17 protein-coding genes are annotated in these 16,871 nt (G+C 69.3%); 2 read left to right on the forward strand and 15 right to left on the reverse strand.

The window, feature by feature from the left end:
* Positions 1–40: 40 nt before the first annotated feature.
* The 3 genes from D2K64_RS15170 to D2K64_RS15180 all read right to left on the reverse strand — a co-directional run bounded on the left by D2K64_RS15170 (position 41) and on the right by D2K64_RS15180 (position 3,186).
* The gene (locus D2K64_RS15170; RefSeq protein WP_120009225.1) at positions 41–1,333 is read right to left on the reverse strand and encodes a homoserine dehydrogenase; all 1,293 of its coding nucleotides are present in this window, start codon (positions 1,331–1,333) and stop codon (positions 41–43) included.
* Positions 1,330–2,562: an LL-diaminopimelate aminotransferase gene (locus D2K64_RS15175; RefSeq protein ID WP_120009226.1), complete on the reverse strand. Its 1,233-nt coding sequence runs from the start codon at positions 2,560–2,562 to the stop codon at positions 1,330–1,332. Before D2K64_RS15175 ends, D2K64_RS15170 begins: the two co-directional genes overlap by 4 nt.
* A gap of 78 nt (positions 2,563–2,640) precedes the next feature.
* Positions 2,641–3,186, reverse strand: a complete 546-nt coding sequence (locus tag D2K64_RS15180; RefSeq protein WP_157985870.1) for a hypothetical protein — start codon at positions 3,184–3,186, stop codon at positions 2,641–2,643.
* A 167-nt stretch (positions 3,187–3,353) separates the two neighbouring features.
* On the opposite strand from D2K64_RS15180, the gene D2K64_RS15185 reads away from it, so the two are divergent.
* Entirely contained in the window at positions 3,354–5,132 is a 1,779-nt protein-coding gene (locus tag D2K64_RS15185; protein WP_370764954.1) for a PHA/PHB synthase family protein, read from the forward strand.
* Positions 5,133–5,183: 51 nt separating this feature from the next.
* On the opposite strand, the gene D2K64_RS15190 is transcribed toward D2K64_RS15185, so the two are convergent.
* The 3 genes from D2K64_RS15190 to rpmE all read right to left on the reverse strand — a co-directional run bounded on the left by D2K64_RS15190 (position 5,184) and on the right by rpmE (position 7,781).
* Positions 5,184–6,542, reverse strand: coding sequence for a DEAD/DEAH box helicase (locus D2K64_RS15190; protein WP_120009229.1), 1,359 nt, complete (start codon positions 6,540–6,542; stop codon positions 5,184–5,186).
* A gap of 326 nt (positions 6,543–6,868) precedes the next feature.
* On the reverse strand, positions 6,869–7,336 hold the full coding sequence (locus D2K64_RS15195) for an Hsp20 family protein (RefSeq protein WP_120009230.1): 468 nt from the start codon (positions 7,334–7,336) through the stop codon (positions 6,869–6,871).
* 214 nt (positions 7,337–7,550) lie between these two features.
* Positions 7,551–7,781 (reverse strand): 50S ribosomal protein L31, encoded by a 231-nt coding sequence (rpmE, locus tag D2K64_RS15200; RefSeq protein WP_120009231.1) that lies wholly within the window; start codon positions 7,779–7,781, stop codon positions 7,551–7,553.
* A gap of 486 nt (positions 7,782–8,267) precedes the next feature.
* On the opposite strand from rpmE, the gene pdxY reads away from it, so the two are divergent.
* Positions 8,268–9,128, forward strand: a complete 861-nt coding sequence (pdxY, locus tag D2K64_RS15205) for a pyridoxal kinase PdxY (RefSeq protein ID WP_120009232.1) — start codon at positions 8,268–8,270, stop codon at positions 9,126–9,128.
* Between the two features lie 43 nt (positions 9,129–9,171).
* On the opposite strand, the gene D2K64_RS15210 is transcribed toward pdxY, so the two are convergent.
* The 9 genes from D2K64_RS15210 to D2K64_RS15250 all read right to left on the reverse strand — a co-directional run bounded on the left by D2K64_RS15210 (position 9,172) and on the right by D2K64_RS15250 (position 16,769).
* Positions 9,172–10,773 (reverse strand): ABC transporter substrate-binding protein, encoded by a 1,602-nt coding sequence (locus tag D2K64_RS15210; RefSeq protein ID WP_120009233.1) that lies wholly within the window; start codon positions 10,771–10,773, stop codon positions 9,172–9,174.
* Between the two features lie 83 nt (positions 10,774–10,856).
* Positions 10,857–11,453: a hypothetical protein gene (locus tag D2K64_RS15215; RefSeq protein WP_157985871.1), complete on the reverse strand. Its 597-nt coding sequence runs from the start codon at positions 11,451–11,453 to the stop codon at positions 10,857–10,859.
* 65 nt (positions 11,454–11,518) lie between these two features.
* Positions 11,519–12,106 carry a hypothetical protein gene (locus D2K64_RS15220; RefSeq protein WP_120009235.1) on the reverse strand — a complete coding sequence of 196 codons (588 nt, stop codon included), beginning with the start codon at positions 12,104–12,106 and terminating at the stop codon, positions 11,519–11,521.
* The gene (locus D2K64_RS15225; protein WP_120009236.1) at positions 12,040–12,564 is read right to left on the reverse strand and encodes a gamma carbonic anhydrase family protein; all 525 of its coding nucleotides are present in this window, start codon (positions 12,562–12,564) and stop codon (positions 12,040–12,042) included. Before D2K64_RS15225 ends, D2K64_RS15220 begins: the two co-directional genes overlap by 67 nt.
* Positions 12,565–12,638: 74 nt before the next feature.
* Positions 12,639–13,589: an N-acetyl-gamma-glutamyl-phosphate reductase gene (gene argC, locus D2K64_RS15230; protein ID WP_120009237.1), complete on the reverse strand. Its 951-nt coding sequence runs from the start codon at positions 13,587–13,589 to the stop codon at positions 12,639–12,641.
* Positions 13,590–13,735: 146 nt separating this feature from the next.
* Entirely contained in the window at positions 13,736–14,230 is a 495-nt protein-coding gene (gene rpsI / locus D2K64_RS15235) for a 30S ribosomal protein S9 (RefSeq protein WP_120009238.1), read from the reverse strand.
* A 5-nt stretch (positions 14,231–14,235) separates the two neighbouring features.
* Positions 14,236–14,706 carry a 50S ribosomal protein L13 gene (rplM, locus tag D2K64_RS15240; protein ID WP_120009239.1) on the reverse strand — a complete coding sequence of 157 codons (471 nt, stop codon included), beginning with the start codon at positions 14,704–14,706 and terminating at the stop codon, positions 14,236–14,238.
* Between the two features lie 100 nt (positions 14,707–14,806).
* Positions 14,807–15,910, reverse strand: coding sequence for an AbrB family transcriptional regulator (locus D2K64_RS15245; protein ID WP_120009282.1), 1,104 nt, complete (start codon positions 15,908–15,910; stop codon positions 14,807–14,809).
* Between the two features lie 160 nt (positions 15,911–16,070).
* A complete protein-coding gene (locus D2K64_RS15250; RefSeq protein ID WP_120009240.1) occupies positions 16,071–16,769 on the reverse strand; it encodes an extensin-like domain-containing protein in 699 nt (232 codons plus the stop codon).
* Positions 16,770–16,871 lie beyond the last annotated feature (102 nt).

The following is a 16,871-nucleotide window of genomic DNA, read 5'->3' on the forward strand; positions in this document are numbered from 1 at the left end:
CGCCGGCGTGCTATGGGCGGACGGCGCCGTTCGCGCCAGTTTAAAGAGTTTCGATGCGGATCAGCGCTGGCGGCTCCAGCACGGCATCCAGCGCCGCGATGCGGCGCAGCGCGTCGCGCATCGCGGCCTCGCCGCAATCATGCGTGGTGAGCACCACCGGAACCGCGCCCACCGCCGAGCGGCCGCGCTGGATCATGGATTCCAGGCTGACGCCGTGGTCCCGCAGGATACCGGTGACATCGGCGATGACACCCGGGCGGTCCAGCACCATCAGCCTCAGGTAATAGGCGCCCTGATGGCTGTCCATCGGCCGTGACGGCTCCGATGACAGCGCCGCACTGCCGGCGCCCCAGACCGGCGTCTGGCGGCCGCGGGCGATGTCGATCAGGTCCGCCACCACGGCGCTGGCGGTCGGCCCCGCGCCGGCGCCGCGCCCTTCCAGCACCACGCGGCCGACGAAATCGCCTTCCGCCACCACCGCGTTGTACACGCCGTCCACCACGGCGATCGGGTGCGACACCGGCACCATGCAGGGATGCACGCGCGCCGCGACACCCGCCTCCCCCGCCTCGGCGATGCCCAGCAGCTTGATGCGGTAACCGAGCTCCTCGGCCAGCGCGATGTCGGTGGCGGTGATGTTGCGGATGCCTTCCACATGCACCGCACCGAACTCGACCGGGCGGCCGAAGGCCAGCGCCGCCAGGATGGCTAGCTTGTGCGCCGCATCCACGCCGTCGATGTCGAAGGACGGGTCGGCCTCGGCGTAGCCGAGCTTCTGCGCTTCGGCCAGGACGTCGCCGAACTCGCGCTTCTGTTCCCGCATGCAGGTCAGGATGTAGTTGCAGGTGCCGTTCAGGATGCCGGTGACGCGGGAGATGCGGTTCGCCGCCAGTCCCTCGCGCAGCGCCTTGATGGCCGGGATGCCGCCGGCCACCGCCGCCTCGTAAGCCAGCACCACGCCGGCCGCCTCGGCGCGCCGGGCAAGATCGGCGCCGCGCAGCGCCAGCAGCGCCTTGTTGGCGGTGACCACCGGCTTGCCGCCTTCCAGCGCCGCTTCCACCAGGGCGCGGGCCGGGCCGTCGGAACCGCCGATCAGCTCCACCACCACGTCGGCCTTGGCATCGCCGGCCATGGCCACCGGATCGTCGTACCAGCGCAGCCCGTCGAGGGGCACGCCGCGGTCGCGGCTGCGGTTGCGGGCGGCGACGGCGGTGACCACGATGGGGCGGCCGGCGCGGGCGGCGATCAGTTCGGCGTTCTGAAGCAGAACGGTCAGAACCCCGGCACCCACGGTGCCCAGGCCGGCGATGGCGACGGAAAGCGGAGCGGTCATTCTTTTACCAGTTCAGCGTGGGCCCTGGCGGTCAGCTCGGCCGGGCCGCCATTGTCGGTCTGCAGGAAGGCGCGGATGCCGCGCAGCGCCTGGCGAATCCGGTGGGTGTTCTCCACCATGGCGATGCGGACATGGCTATCGCCGTGCTCGCCGAAGCCGAGGCCCGGCGCCACCGCCACCTTGGCGCGCGCCAGCAGCAGCTTGGAAAACTCGACGCTGCCGAGATGGCGGAACCGCTCGGGGATCTCGGCCCAGACGAACATCCCAGCCTCCGGCACCGGCACGTCCCAGCCCGACTGCTTCAGGCCGCGCACCAGCACGTCGCGGCGGTCCCGGTACAGGCGGCGCATCTCCTCGATGCAGTCCTGCGGCCCGTTCAGCGCGGCCACGGAGGCAACCTGGATCGGCGTGAAGGCGCCGTAATCGAGATAGGATTTCACCCGCGTCAGCGCCGCGATCAGCTTCGGATTGCCCGCGGCGAAGCCCATGCGCCAGCCTGCCATGTTGTAGGTTTTGGACATGGAGGTGAACTCAACCGCCACGTCCTTGGCGCCCGGCACCTGCAGAATCGAGGGCGGCACGCGGCTGCCGTAGTAGAGCTCCGCATAAGCGAGGTCGGACAGGATGTAGATCTCGTGCTTCTTCGCGAAGTCGACAACCTCACGGTAAAAATCCAGATCTGCCATCAGACCCGTCGGGTTGGACGGGTAGTTGATGATCAGCGCCGTGGGCTTCGGCACGGAATGCCGCACGGCACGGTCCAGCGCCTGCAGCATGTTCTCATCCGGCGTGTGCGGCACGGAGCGCACCGAGGCGCCGGCGATGATGAAGCCGAACTGGTGGATCGGGTATGACGGGTTCGGCACCAGAATGGTGTCACCCGGCGAGGAGATCGCCGCCGCGAGGTTGGCCAGCCCTTCTTTGGAGCCGAGCGTCGCCACCACCTCATTGTCCGGATCGAGCTGCACGTCGAAGCGCCGGGCGTAATAACCGGCCAGGGCGCGGCGCAGGCCGGGAATGCCCTTGGACGCCGAATAGCCATGCGTATCCGGGTTCTGCACCGCCTCGATCAGCTTGGCGACGATGTGCGGCGGCGTCGGGCTGTCCGGGTTGCCCATGCCCAGGTCCACGATGTCCTCGGCGGCCGCGCGGGCCTTGGCCTTGGCCTGGTTGACTTCGGCGAAGACGTAGGGCGGCAGGCGGCGGATGCGGTGGAATTCCTCGGTCATTCTGGTGGAGTCCGTGGCACTGGTTGCGGCCAGAATAGTGCAGATCGCCGGCCGGCGGAAACGTCGTGGCGGGCGGTGTTATAGCCGCGGGGGTGGCGGCGCCAGGAATTCGGCTGGCGGCGGGGCGGGGGCGTCGCGGCCTGGATCCTCCGGCAGGCCGGGAGCATCGGGCGCCGTGGCGGGTGACGAAGCGCCCACGGACGGCGCGGCCGCCAGACGCGGCGGTGCCGGCGGGCGGGCCGGGATCAGGCCGCTGCCTTCCGCGCCCTCAGGCCGGGGCGGCACGGACTGGCCGGGCTGCATCGGCTCGCGCGACTGGCTGCGGGCATCGGCCAGCGTGCGGCTGAGCGTTTCCCGCGCCGAGGCGCTGCCGCGCGGCGGCGGCGGCGGCACCGAGGCCAGATTGGGATAGGATTGTGCCGAGCCGGGCGGCAGCGGACGGCCCTGCAGCGGCTCGCCGAACGCGTTGCTAAAGAACTCCCCCGGCCCCTCGGCTGGCGAGCCGACGCAGCCCGGCAGGGCCAGGACGCCCGCGAGGCAGGCGGCGCACATCCAGCCCCGCGGTTGATGCCGGCCTGACCGGGCACTACCTTGTTTCCGGCTCCATCCGGTGCGCTGCGTCATGGTCCGCCCCATCCTCGCCATCGGCCCAGGGCATTAGCCTGAAAGCCGGTGCCGGCGGAAGGCCGTGATGCGGCTGCCGGTGCGTGCCGGAAAACGCAAGCGCCGGGCACGGCGTGGGGGAACGCATGGACAAGAACAACGATTCGCCGGATCCTGGCGCCTTCCGCATGCCTGACCCTGCCCTGATGTCGCGGACCATGGCGGACGTCGCCGAGCGTAGCCAGCGCATCGTTGCCGACTTTCTGAAGCGCCAGGCCCAGGATGGGCCGGTGGCGGCCTCCGGCGCCGATCCGATGCAGATCGGCCACGCCTTCATGGAGATGACAGCCCGCCTGATGTCCAACCCCGCGCGGCTGGTGCAGGCGCAGTTCGGCTTCTGGCAGGACTACCTGACGCTATGGCAGAACACCGCCCGCCGGATCTGGAGCGGCGATGCGGTGGAGCCGGTGATCGCCGAGGACAGCAAGGATCGTCGTTTCAAGGACGAGGCCTGGCGCGAGAACGAGGTGTTCGACTTCATCCGCCAGTCTTACCTGCTGTCTGCCCGCTACTTCACCAATGTGGCCCATGCGGCGGATAACCTGGACCCGAAGGCAGCGCAGAAGGTCGATTTCTACACGCGGCAATTCGTGGATGCGCTGAGCCCATCCAACTTCCTGATGACCAATCCCGAGGTGCTGCGCAAAACCGCTGAAACGGGTGGCGAGAACCTGCTGCGCGGCCTGCAGAACCTGCTGACGGATCTGGAACGCGGCAAGGGTAGGCTGCGCATCCGCATGACGGACGAGACGCAGTTCCGCATCGGCGAGACCATCGCGGTGACACCGGGCAAGGTGGTGTTCCAGAACCCGCTGATGCAGCTGATCCAGTACACGCCGGCCACCGAGAAGGTGCTGAAGCGGCCGCTGCTGATCATCCCGCCCTGGATCAACAAATTCTACATCCTCGACCTGCGGCCCAAGAACAGCTTCATCCGTTGGGCCGTGCAGCAGGGCCACACGGTGTTCGTGATCTCCTGGGTCAACCCGGACGAGCAGCTGGCCGCGAAATCCTTCGAGAACTACATGCTGGAAGGTCCCTACGCGGCGCTCGACGCGATCGCGCAGGCGACGGGAGAGAAGGCGGTCAACGCCATCGGATATTGCCTGGGCGGCACGCTGCTGAGCTGCACGCTGGCGCACATGGCCGCCAGGAAGGACACCCGGATCAAGTCGGCAACCTTCTTCACCACCATGCTCGACTTCGCCGAGGCGGGTGAGTTGTCGGTGTTCATCGACGAGGAGCAGTTGCAGTCGCTGGAAGCGAAGATGCAGAAGCGCGGCTACCTCGAAGGCCGGGAGATGGCGACCACCTTCAACATGCTGCGCGCCAACGACCTGATCTGGTCCTTCGTGGTGCAGAACTACCTGATGGGCCAGGAGCCTTTTCCATTCGACCTGTTGTTTTGGAACGACGACAGCACGCGCATGCCGGCAGCGATGCACAGCTTCTACCTGCGCCGCATGTACCAGCAGAACGACCTGGTGAAGCCCGGCGGCATCACCCTGGCCGGGGTGCCGCTGGACCTGACGAAGATCAAGGTGCCGGCCTATTTCCTGTCCACGCGCGAGGATCACATCGCACCCTGGCAGAGCACCTATCGCGGCACGCAGATCCTGTCCGGTCCTGTGCGCTTCGTGCTGGCCGCCTCCGGGCACATCGCCGGGGTCACCAACCCGCCGAGCTCCGGCAAGTACAGCCATTGGGCGGGAGACAGCCTGCCCCCCGCGCCCGGTGAATGGTTCGAGGGCGCCACCGAGTTTGCCGGGTCCTGGTGGCCGGACTGGCAGCGCTGGGTGGTGGCACAGGACAAGGCGCAGGTACCGGCGCGTCAGCCCGGCAATGGGGCGCTACCGGCGCTGGAAGAAGCGCCGGGCAGCTACGTCAAGGTGATGGCGACGGACTGAACGCCGCCGGCAAGCCGGCCCCGGGGCAGTCGGCCCCGGGATTCGCACGGATCAGCGGCCGCCATCTCGGAAATCGGCGTTGCGCCAGCCGCCATCCTTGCGCTCGCCGCCCCGTCCGCCACGCGGCGGCATCGGGCCACGGCCCGGCCCCTGCGGCCGGCCCTGCGCCTGACGCGGCGCGCCACCCGGGCCCTGCGGCCGGCCCCGGCCCCGCGGCGGCTGCGGCTTGGCCTTCGGGATGCCTGCCGCGGCCTCGGCCTTAGCGGCGTCGCTGCGGCGGTCCTCGGCGGGAATGCGCATGGCAATCAGCTTCTCGACCGCCTTCAGCTTCGGCATCTCGTCCGGGGCGCAGAAGGCGATCGCCTCGCCGCTGGCACCGGCACGCGCGGTGCGGCCGATGCGGTGAACATAGGCCTCTGGCGTGTCCGGCAGGTCGAACTGGAACACATGCGTCACGCCGTCCACGTCGATGCCACGGGACGCGATGTCGGTGGCCACCAGGATCGGCGCGCGGCCATTGCGGAAGTCGGCCAGCGCCCGCTCGCGCTGACCCTGGGACCGGTCGCCGTGGATCGCGTGCGCATTGATGCCATCCAGCACCAGGTGCTTGGCGACGCGGTCGGCGCCATGCTTGGTGCGGGCGAACACCAGGACGCGGCCGATGCCCGGCGCACGCAGCATCTCGGACAGCAGCACGCGCTTCTGCGAGGCATCGATGTGGATCAGCCGCTGCTCGACCCGCTCCGCCGTGGAGGCGACGGGCGCCACCGACACCTTGGCCGGGTTCTTCAGCAGCTCGTTGGCGATCTTGGCAATCTCGACCGGCATGGTCGCCGAGAAGAACAGGGTCTGCCGCTTGGCCGACATCATGCCGGTGAGCTTGCGGATCGCCGGCCAGAAGCCGCGGTCCAGCATCTGGTCGGCCTCGTCCAGCACCAGGATCTCGACGCCCTGGAGGCGGGCGGCCCCGGTCTGCACGTGGTCGAGCAGGCGGCCCGGAGTTGCCACCAGGACGTCCACGCCGCGGGCCAGCGCCTGCACTTGGGGCCGCGCGCCGACGCCGCCGAAGATCACGGTGGAGGTCAGGCCGATATGGCGGCCATAGGCACGCACATTTTCCGCGATCTGCGAAGCCAGTTCGCGCGTCGGGGACAGGATCAGCGCACGGCAGCCACCGCGCGGCGCCTGCGCCTTGCGGGCGGCCAGGTGATGCAGCAGAGGTAGCGCGAAGGCGGCGGTCTTGCCGGTGCCGGTCTGGGCGATGCCAAGCAGGTCCCGGCCTTCCATCACCAGCGGGATCGCTTGAGCCTGGATCGGGGTGGGGGTGGTGTAGCCTTCCTCAGCCAGGGCGCGCAGCAGCGGCTCGGCGAGGCCCAACTGGGTAAAGTCGGGAGTGGTCACGTCGGTCATCAGCACATCCAGAAAGAACGGCGCGCGCCATGACGGCCGCACCGGTTGCGGGTCAGGACGCCCCGCGTGTCTGGGTCGTACCGGGAAAAAGGATCCGGACGATTGTGCCCGGGGCCCTGGCCAGAGCCGACGCCCTTCGAGGGGCAGGTCGGTCATTCACGCGGTCAGGACGCGGCCGGATCGCCTAGTGGCTCCGGCGTCGTTCATATGCGCGCGGCGGCGCGGTGATGCAAGTGCGAAGAAGCCCATCCGGCAAAAAGCGGCCGGGATGTTCGCCATCCCGGCCGCTCCTCCTCATAGTCTCAGCGATTTTGCCGGGCGGCGGGTTATGCCGCCTGCTTCTCGCCTTCCAGCACCGGCTGCGCCGGGCGGGCGGCGGAGATGGCGATGCGGCGGGGCTTCAGCGCCTCGGGCACCTCACGCTTCAGGGCGACGTGCAGCAGGCCATTGGCCAGATCCGCACCTTCCACCTGGATGTGGTCGGCCAGCACGAAGCGGCGCTCGAAGGCACGGCCGGCAATGCCGCGATGCAGGTAGCGACGGTCCTGGTCGTTCTCGGCCTTGGCCTTGCCGCTCACCAGAAGGACGTTGTCCTGGCTAGTGATGTCGAGATCCTCCGGCCCGAAGCCGGCGACCGCCATGGTCAGCACGTAGCTGTCATCGCCGGTCTTCTCGATGTTGTACGGGGGATAGGCCGGCCCATCGGCGGCAGCGCGCGCCGTGTCCATCAGCCGGGCGAGACGGTCGAAGCCGATCGCGGAGCGGAACAACGGGGCAGTGTCAAAAGCGTTCATCGTCAAGCACCTTCTCGATCAAGCAAGGTCCTGTTGCGTGGCGATCCGGCATTCCTGGGCCCCCGATCGGGCGACCCGCTTGCAGCCGTTTCGCGTCAGCGACCCCGATCATCCGGGCATCGCTGACAGGCTTGAAATAGAAAACGCCGCCCCCTGGTTCAAGGGGCGGCGCTGCAAAAAATCCGCTCCGATCAGGGCCGGCGAGGAGCCTGGATCAGGCCTTCTTGCGGGCGCCGATGCCGGCGAACTTCTTGTTGAACTTGGCGATCTGCCCACCCGTGTCGATGATGCGCTGCTGGCCGGTCCAGGCCGGATGCGACTTCGGGTCGATGTCCAGCCGAAGGGTGTCACCTTCCTTGCCCATGCAGGACTTGGTCTTGTAGGTGGTCCCATCGGTCATGATGATGGTGATGTCGTGGTAGTCCGGATGGATGTCGGGCTTCATGGCAGTCGCTTTCTCGATGGAGCAGCCGATGCCGACCGGCCGCGCGGAAGCGCCGCTTCTACAGGGCGGCACTCCCCCGCGCAACCATTTGGCGGCGTCAGGGAGCTGCTCAGCTCGTGTGCGGGGCGGGAATCGCCGGCGAAGACGTGGCGGGCTCATGCTTCTCAACCCGGCAGGGAGCGCCGCTGAACGGAGAAACAGCAGGGTGCTGGCCTCCACCACCAGATGGAGGGAGAAGGACGGCCGCAGCGTCGCGGCCACCAGCACCGGGAACTGCATCAGCCGCGCCAAAGATCGTCCTCCGGACGCATCCGTCCTTCACCAGGAATCGCGGGCGGTGCCTCAAACGCTGCATCCGAGATCCCGCCTGACTGGCAATCGCTTCATTTCCGTAGTGGACCCATCATTCTGCCGCCGCAGCTATGCTGTAGCCGGGACCGCTTTTCGGACTTAGTCTCCGCCGCCCCGAAGCGGCGAGGCCTTGCCATGAACATCCTCTCCATCCAGTCCTGGGTCGCATACGGCCATGTCGGCAATGCCTCCGCGGTGTTCCCGCTGCAGCGCCTGGGCGCCGAGGTCTGGGCGGTGAACACGGTTCAGTTCTCCAACCACACCGGCTACGGCTCCTGGCGTGGCCAGGTGTTCGGAGCCGAACTGGTGCGCGACCTCGTGGAAGGCATTGCCGATCGCGGCGCCCTGCCCCGCTGCGACGCGGTGCTGTCGGGCTACATGGGCGACGCCGCCATCGGCGAGGCGATCCTGGACGCCGCCGCACGGGTCAAGGCGGCGAACCCGCGGGCACTCTATTGCTGCGACCCGGTAATCGGCGATGTGGGGCGCGGCGTCTTCGTCCGTCCCGGCATCCCGGACTTCATGCGCGACCGCGCCGTGCCGGCCGCCGACATCATCACACCAAACCAGTTCGAGTTGGAATGGATGACCGGCCAACCGGTGGCCACCCTGGCCGAGGCCCGCGCGGCGGTGGACCGGCTGCGCGCCACCATGGCGCCGGGAGGTCCACGTTGCGTGCTGGTGACGTCGCTAAAGGTCGCGGAAACCCCGGACGACCAGATCGAGATGCTGGCCACAGGGGATGACGGCACCTACCGTATCCGAACGCCCATGCTGCCCATCTCGGTGAACGGCGCGGGCGATGCCATCGCCGCGCTATTCCTGTTCCACCAGTTGCGCAGCGGCTCGGCCGCGGCCGCCTTGGCGGCGGCCGCGTCCTCCACCTACGGGCTGCTGCGGCGAACTTCCGAGGCGGCCTCCCGGGAGATCCTGACGGTGGCGGCCCAGGAGGAGTTCGTGACGCCGAGCCGGGTATTCGTGGCGGAGCGCTGCTGAGCGGCATCCGGGGAAAGGCAGACCGCCTTCCCCCGCCCGCCCCTCAGCCGCGCTTGACGTTGAGCGGCAGCGCCATGCCCTGGCGGAAGCCGGTCAGGTTGCTGCGCCAGGCGCTGTCGATCAGATACTGCCCCAGCGGGTAGTACGGGACGTCGACGAAGAACTGCTCCTGGATTTCCCGGCCGATCGCCTGCTGCGCCGCGAGGTCGGCGGCGTCGAACCATTGGTCCCGCAGCGTTTCCAGCTTCGGTGCCGTGGGCCAACCGAACCAGGCCCCCTGGCCATTGCCGCGCAACAGCGGATGGCCGCCGGGGTTGGCGAGGTCCATGCCGCCGAACAGGGCCACCAGCATGTTCCAGCCGCCCTGTGCCGGCGGGTTCTTGTTGCTGCGCCGGCTGAGCAGCGTGCCCCAGTCGGAGGTGGCGCTTTCCACGTTGAAGCCGACGCGCTGCAGCAGGTCGGTGGCGACCGCGGTGAGGTTGTTGTTGTTCACCACGTCAGTGGGGTGCAGCATCACCACCGTTTCGCCCTTGTACCCGGCTTCCTTCAGGGCGCGCTTCGCCGCGTCCAGGTCGCGCGGGCTGGTGAGCGCCTGCAGCCCGGAATCGGACGCCAGCGGACTTCCTTCGGGGAAGCAGCCGACATCCTCGCGCCACAGGTCACGGTTGTCGCCCATGATGGCGGTCATGAAATCGATCTGCCGCAGCGCCGGCCACAGGGCGCGGCGGATCGCCGGATTATCGAAGGGCGGGTGCAGGTGGTTGGGGCGCAGCATGGCCAGCGTGCCGCCGGCATCGATCCGCTCCACCGTGATGTTGCGCGCACCTTTCAGCAAGGGCCGCAGGTCGGGCGCCACCTGTTCCCACCAATCCACCTCCCCCGCCTGCAACGCACCGGCCGCGGTGGCCGGGTCAGGGATCACCTTCCACTCGACCCGCTCGAAATGCGCCAGCTTGGGGCCGGCAGTCAGGCTGACCGGGCCGCTCGGCGCCGGGCTGTACCTGTCATAGCGGCGGTAAACCAACTGGCTGCCGGAAACCCGCTCTTCCGCCACGAAGCGATAGGGCCCGGAACCCACCACCTCGGTGAGGGCACGGCCGGGGTCCTGCTGCGCGAAGCGTTCCGGAAACACGAAGCACGGATAGGACGAGGCCTTGGCCAGCGCGTCCAGCATCGGGCCAAAGGGGCGCTTCAGCCGCATCTCGAAACGGCGGTCGTCCAGGGCCCGGATCTCGTCCAGCCGGGCGGCGAGTGTCTGCCCATGGGTGTCGCGCAGCATCCAGCGCCGGATGGAGGCCACCGCATCAGCAGCGCGCACCTTCTCCCCGTCATGGAAGGTGGGGCCGTCGCGCAGGGTGAAGGTCCAGCGCCGGCCGTCATCCTCCACCACATGGCCTTCCGCCAGCTGGGGATGCGGTCTGGAATCGGCATCCAGGCCGTACAGCGTGTCCCAGCACAGATGCGCGTGGTTGCGCGTAGGGTAGGCGGTGGTGTTCAGCGGGTCGAGGATGCTGACATCGGCCTGCGGAATGAAGCGCAGCACCTGTGCGGCGCTGCCCTGGGCGAGGGCCGGGCGGGCCGGCCCGGCGATGAGACTCCCGGCACCCAGGCCCGCGGTGGCGGCGAGAAAGCTGCGTCGTTGCATGGTGCCCTCCGTCAATCAGTGAAGCCGCGCATTCTGCACATCCGGCGGACCGGCAGAAGGTGGCGCGGGCGATACGCCGCTGGTCAGCGCGGCGTCGGCGTGGTGGCCGACTGCCGCCCCCAGCCGGCACCGGAATCAAGGCTGCCGATCACCTCCACCAGGCGCCCCGTGGCCAGCGCCGCATCCGGCAGCGGGCCGGGCTGAGCCAGCCGCTGCAGGGTGCGCTGGGGCCCGGCGGGGAACACCGCGGCGGGCAGCACCGGGTCGCGCCCGGCCTCGATGGCCCCCGCGGCCGCGGTGAGGATCCCCACCAGCTGCTCCGGCACGGCGCTTTCGGCAATGCCGAGCGCCTGGCGCACCTCGCGGACCGCGGCCCCCAGCGCCAGCACCATGCCCGTCGGCACGGCGGCGTAGCGCGTATCCTGGGTCAGGCTTTGCGTCACGTATTCGAGGCGCGCGGCGGCCCGTGCGGTCGCGGCGGGGCGGCCGCTGAGCGTGGCCCCCTGATCGGCGAAATCCACCGCGGCAAGCTGTGCGGCGCCGCGCACCGGATCATCGCTGGATGGCACGATTGCCAGCGGCACGGTCATGCGGGAAGGCGGCGTGCGCAGCTCGGCGCAGCCAGCCAGCAAGGTGGTGCCCAGCAGCATTGCCAGGGCGGTTGAAGCGAATCGATGCATGAGCGGTGGGCCTCCGGCAGTTGCGGCGAAGAATGCCGCAACCGACGCTGGGGACCAAAAGCACCTCAGCGGCCGCGCCCCAGCATCGCTGTTTCCAGCAATTCCTGGGGTGGGCCGAACTCCCAGTCCCGCAGCGCCATCAACGTGGCGGCATTGGCTTGCGGCATTCGCGGCAGCGTCGCCAGCCGGGATCGCAACCTGGCCGCGTCCACCCGGGGCGGCGTGCCGCCCTGCGCCAGCGTCACCATGGCATCGATCACCAGCTGCGGCGGCACTGCATCCGGGATCTGCAACGCGGCGCGCACATCGTGGCGAGCGGCCTGCAGCGCCGGCGCGGTCAGCGTGCCCATCTCGCGCCGGCTGCGCCCGGCCGGGATTTCCACGGCCAGGAACTCCAGCTGCGCGACGGCCAGCGCCGCCGCCGCCGGATCGCCCTGCGGCGAGGCGGAGAAGAAGGCCGAAGCGCCACGCAGTGCCGCCTCGATGGGATCGGATGGCGCCTGCGTGGTCGCCGTCGGCGGCAGCGTGACCGGCGGTTGCGGCGCGGCGCAGCCGGCCAGCAGAGCCAGCAGTGGAAGCGCCCACGCTATTCCACGATGGAGGTGCGGTGCCGCTTGCTCAGTTCGACATAGTGCGCCGTGGTGGCTTTCCATTGCTCGCGTTCCTCTGGCCCCATCACCCGCACGAGACGGGCCGGGCTGCCCAGCCACAGTTCATTCGGACCGATGCGCTTGCCCGGCGGCAGCAGGCTGCCGGCCCCGAGCATGCCGCCCTCCTCCACCACTGCCCCGTCCAGCACCGTGGCGCCCATGCCGATGAAGGAGCCGTTCCTCAGCGTGCAGGCGTGGATGATGCAGGCGTGGCCCACCGTCACATCGTCGCCAATGATCGCTGGCAGGGTGCCGCGTGCCACATGCACGATGGTGCCGTCCTGCACGTTGCTGCGCGCACCCACACGGATGAAGTTGGTGTCGCCACGAAGAACACAATGGTACCAGACGCTGGCGTCTGGCCCGATCTCCACGTCGCCGATCACCGCGGCGGTGGGCGCGACAAAGGCGGTTGGATCCACCGCCGGCAGCCGGCCCTCGAAGGGAAGCAGGTTGCTCATGGAAGTTGCGTCATCCTCCTGGGGCACCCTGCCCCTTGCTTGGCTGCGTAACGGCCAGACCCCGCCGCAGTTCCTTACGCGGCAGCGCGGGCCGCTTCGCCGAGGCCCAGCATCAGCCCGATATTCTGCACCGCGGCGCCCGAGGCCCCCTTGCCCAGATTATCGAGCCGCGCCACCAGCACCGCTTGGCCATGCGCCGCGTTGCCATAAACGCGGAGCTCCAGCTTGTTGGTGTCGTTGAGCGCCTCTGGCTCCAACTTGCCATCCGCCGTGGCGGGCGGCACGGACACCCAGTCCGATCCTGCGTAATAGGCCGCCAGCGCTTCCCGCAGCGCGGCCGGCGTCGGGCTGTTGTTCAGCAGATCCAGGTGCAGCGGCACGGACACCAGCATGCCCTGGCGGTAGTTGCCGACGGAGGGAACAAACACCGGCCGGCGGGTCAGCTTCGAGTAGGCCTGCAACTCGGGAAGGTGCTTGTGTTCCAGCCCGAGCCCGTACAGCTCGAATGCCGGATGCTCGCCCTGCTCGAAGGTCTCGATCATCGCCTTGCCGCCACCGGAATAACCCGACACGGCGTTCACCGTCACCGGGTAGTCGGGCGGCAGCAGCCCGGCCTCCACCAGGGGTCGCAGCAGCAGGATGCCGCCGGTCGGGTAGCAGCCCGGATTGGCGACGCGCGGCGCGGCGGCGATTTGTTCCGCCTGTCCCGGCGCCAGTTCCGGCACGCCGTAGACCCAGTCGGAATGCACCCGGTGCGCCGTGGAGGCGTCCAGCAGCTTCGGCGCCGCGGAGCCCAGCGAAGCCGCCATGGCCGCGCTCTCCTTGGATGCCGCATCGGGCAGGCAGAGCACCACCAGATCGACCTCGGCCATCAGCGCCCGCTTGGCCTCTGGGTCCTTGCGGCGGTCCGGGTCGATGGAGCGCAGGGCAACGCCCGGCAGGGCTTCCAGCCGCTGGCGGATGCCGAGGCCGGTGGTCCCAGCCTCGCCATCGATGAAGATCGTCGGAATGGTGCCCTTGGGCATCTGGCGCTCCTGCGAGGCTCGCGGTTGAGACTCAGTGATCGATCGGTAGCATGAAACGCGGAACGAGAAAGGGCGGGTCCTCGCGGACCCGCCCTTTCTGATGTCCAATCCCGTCCGGGACCGGCGCGAACGCCGGCCCGCCAGCGTCAGCGCTTGCTGAACTGGAAGGAGCGTCGGGCCTTGGCCTTGCCGTACTTCTTGCGCTCGACCACGCGCGGATCGCGGGTCAGGAAGCCGGCCTTCTTCAGGATCGGGCGCAGGCTCGGCTCGAAGTTGGTCAGGGCGCGGCTCAAGCCGTGGCGCACCGCGCCGGCCTGGCCGGACAGCCCGCCGCCGGTCACCGTGCAGTACACGTCGAACTGCTGGTAACGGTCGGCCACCAGGAAGGGCTGGGCGATCAGCATGCGCAGCACCGGGCGGGCGAAGTACTTGGACGCGGCCTTGCCGTTGATCTCGACAGTGCCCTTGCCCGGCTTCACCCAGACGCGCGCGATGGCGTTCTTGCGGCGGCCGGTGGCATAGGCGCGGCCGAATTGGTCCTTCTTGGGCTCGCGCGGGGTGGCGGCCTCAACACCGGCCGGCGTGCCGGCGACCAGGTCCTTCAGCTCGGACAGCGAGGTGGCGGTCGTCTGTTCGCTCATGGTCTTCAGGCCACCTTGTTCTTGCGGTTCAGGGCGGCGACGTCCAGCGTCTCGGGCTGCGCGCCGGCATGCGGGTGCTCCGACCCGGCATAGACGTGCAGGTTCTTCATCTGGCGGCGGCCGAGCGGGCCGCGCGTGATCATGCGCTCCACAGCCTTTTCGACGACGCGCTCCGGAAAGCGGCCCTCGAGGCGCTCACGCGTGGTGCGGCCCTTGATGCCGCCGGCATAGCCGGTGTGCCAGTAGAAGACCGACTGCTCGGCCTTGTTGCCGGTCACCTGCACCTTTTCGGCGTTGATGATGACGACATGGTCGCCGCAATCGACATGCGGGGTGAATTGCGGCTTGTTCTTGCCGCGGAGGCGCGTGGCTACGATGGCGGCGAGACGGCCGAGCACGAGGCCCTCCGCATCGATCAACACCCAGCCCTTCTTCACCTCCGCCGGCTTCAGCGAGCGGGTCTGCGTTTGCAGCACGGTCTTATCCTGAAATTGGCGAAATGATTTGAACGCGGCTTATCGCCTCAGAGGCCGGCGGGGTCAAGAAAAAATACTGTGGTATCATGGTACCGCATCGCTAAATCACTGGATTTGGCGGCAGCCGGCGCGCAAAGAAGCGCGCGATCGCCGGACCCGTCAGCAGCACCACCATGAAGCGGGCCATCTGCATCGCCATGATGAAGGGCAGGTCCACCGCGCTGGTGGCAGCGATGATGGCCACCGAATCCGCGCCGCCAGGGCTGGTCGCCAGATAGGCGGTCAGCGGATCGACGCCGAGCAGCCGGCTGAGTACCGCGGCGAGCACCCCACAGGCGGCGATCAGCGCCAGGGTGGAGGCCAGCAGGCGCGGAAACGCCCGGGCGGCATGTGCCAGGATCGGCCGCGTGAAGCGCAGCCCGATGCTCCAGCCGATGGCGGCATAGCTGACGGCGAGCAGCCAGGGCGGCAGTTCCACCACCATCAGCCCGAAGCCCTGCAGCAGCGCGGCGGCGAACATCGGCACCAGCAGCGGCCCGGCCGGAATGCGCAGGCGCTTGGCCAGGGCCGCACCGCCCAGGCCCACCAGCAGGGTCAGGCCCAGCGCGCCCCATGGCACGGTCGGAAACCAGGGCACGGGCGCCGCCGCCACCCCACCCGACGGCACCTGCGCCCAGAAACGCGCAACCAGGGAGGCAATGCCGGCCACCAGCACCACCCGCAGATACAGCATGAAGGCGACCAGCCGCACGTCGGCGCCATGTGCCTCCGCCATCAGCATCATGGCCGCGGCGGCGCCAGGAGAGGAGCCCCAGATGGCGGTGGTGCCCGGCAGCACCTGCCGCCGCGCCAGCAGCCATCCCAGCAGGCTGCTCACCGCCAGCACCGACAGCACGCCAGCCAGGAAGACCGGCCAGTCCGCAACCAATTCCACCAGCACCTCGGGATGCAGGGACCGGGCGATCATGCAGCCGATGATCCCCTGGGCCAGGGCGAAGGGCCAGGCACCCACCTGTAGCCGCCCTTCCGCCACCGCCACCAGGATTCCGGCCGCCATGGCAGCCAGCAGCAGCGCCGCCGGAAGGCCCAGCAGGTTCAGCAGCGCCATCAGCAGCGCCGACAGCAGCAGCAGCACGGCCCAGCGCCCGGCCGGCGGCCAGTGCGCCAGACTGGGCGGGCGGGCCTGGAGCAGCCGGCGGAACATCCGGCTCAGCCCGCGGCGACGGGGAAGAAACGCGGCGCCGGCATGTCGGAACAAGGGAATGGCATGGGGACCTTCCAGGCGCAGGCTTTGCCGCAATGCAGCATGAACGATCCCCGTTGTTCAGGATCGCAGCTCCCCGGTCAATCCCGCCCGGCCGGACCTAGCTGCAACGGCTCCAGCGTCCGCGATCGAGGTGAAAGTGATCGGCATGGGCGGCGTTGTAGTCCGGCCCCAGCACCGCCTTGAAGGAATGGCAGGCACCGTCGCGCAGTTCCCGCAGAAAGGCGCCGGCCTCGCCGCGATCCCAGTCCCGTGGCAGGCGGATCTCGCGCCCGTCGGCCAGGGTGAAGCCGGCGATGTCGAGGGCGTTGGCGGTAGCGTGCTCGGAACGGCGGCCCTCGGCGCGGCCATAAACATTGCGGCAGGCATAGCTGCCCAGATGCCGCACCGCGACCACCCAGCTGTTGAAATGGCGTTCGGCGGCGGGCTGCAAGGCGTGGCGCTCGAACAGCGCCCAGGCCGCGGCCATGGGGCAGGTCACGGTGGGGCGGCTGGGCTGCAGAGTAACCCCGTCCCCCTCCAGCCGCACCACGTTCTCCAGCGGGCAGCCGTGATCGGAGGAACGATCGGGCAGCCGGCGGAGGGAGCGGCCGGAGGCAGCGAAAGCCTCCGCGCAGGACTCCGGCTGGAGTTCCATGCGGGCCAGCTTCCAGCTGGTCAGAAGGTTCGGCTCGGCGCGGATATCCAGCGGTGCAGCCGGGTCCCAGGCCGGCGGCGGGCGCCAGAAGCCGCTCCAATAGGCCCCGGCCAGTCCCAAAGGTCCCAACAGCAGCAGCAACAGAACGAGACGACCGACCATCAGCGGAAAATGGCCCCGCCGCCCTCGCGGGCAAGGCCGGGCCAACGCCCCCCGGCCTCCCCCTTGCCGACCGGGCGCCCCGCCGCGAAGCTGCCTGTTTCG

This window comes from Teichococcus vastitatis, assembly GCF_003604215.1.
GTDB lineage: Bacteria > Pseudomonadota > Alphaproteobacteria > Acetobacterales > Acetobacteraceae > Pseudoroseomonas > Pseudoroseomonas vastitatis.

Coding starts and splice junctions, on each gene's coding strand:
- D2K64_RS15170 (WP_120009225.1), bottom strand. CDS start 1,333: ATGACCGCTCCGCTTTCCGTCGCCATCGCCGGCCTGGGCACCGTGGGT.
- D2K64_RS15175 (WP_120009226.1), bottom strand. CDS start 2,562: ATGACCGAGGAATTCCACCGCATCCGCCGCCTGCCGCCCTACGTCTTC.
- D2K64_RS15180 (WP_157985870.1), bottom strand. CDS start 3,186: ATGACGCAGCGCACCGGATGGAGCCGGAAACAAGGTAGTGCCCGGTCA.
- D2K64_RS15185 (WP_370764954.1), top strand. CDS start 3,354: ATGCCTGACCCTGCCCTGATGTCGCGGACCATGGCGGACGTCGCCGAG.
- D2K64_RS15190 (WP_120009229.1), bottom strand. CDS start 6,542: ATGACCGACGTGACCACTCCCGACTTTACCCAGTTGGGCCTCGCCGAG.
- D2K64_RS15195 (WP_120009230.1), bottom strand. CDS start 7,336: ATGAACGCTTTTGACACTGCCCCGTTGTTCCGCTCCGCGATCGGCTTC.
- rpmE (WP_120009231.1), bottom strand. CDS start 7,781: ATGAAGCCCGACATCCATCCGGACTACCACGACATCACCATCATCATG.
- pdxY (WP_120009232.1), top strand. CDS start 8,268: ATGAACATCCTCTCCATCCAGTCCTGGGTCGCATACGGCCATGTCGGC.
- D2K64_RS15210 (WP_120009233.1), bottom strand. CDS start 10,773: ATGCAACGACGCAGCTTTCTCGCCGCCACCGCGGGCCTGGGTGCCGGG.
- D2K64_RS15215 (WP_157985871.1), bottom strand. CDS start 11,453: ATGCATCGATTCGCTTCAACCGCCCTGGCAATGCTGCTGGGCACCACC.
- D2K64_RS15220 (WP_120009235.1), bottom strand. CDS start 12,106: ATGGAAAGCCACCACGGCGCACTATGTCGAACTGAGCAAGCGGCACCG.
- D2K64_RS15225 (WP_120009236.1), bottom strand. CDS start 12,564: ATGAGCAACCTGCTTCCCTTCGAGGGCCGGCTGCCGGCGGTGGATCCA.
- argC (WP_120009237.1), bottom strand. CDS start 13,589: ATGCCCAAGGGCACCATTCCGACGATCTTCATCGATGGCGAGGCTGGG.
- rpsI (WP_120009238.1), bottom strand. CDS start 14,230: ATGAGCGAACAGACGACCGCCACCTCGCTGTCCGAGCTGAAGGACCTG.
- D2K64_RS15245 (WP_120009282.1), bottom strand. CDS start 15,910: ATGTTCCGCCGGCTGCTCCAGGCCCGCCCGCCCAGTCTGGCGCACTGG.
- D2K64_RS15250 (WP_120009240.1), bottom strand. CDS start 16,769: ATGGTCGGTCGTCTCGTTCTGTTGCTGCTGCTGTTGGGACCTTTGGGA.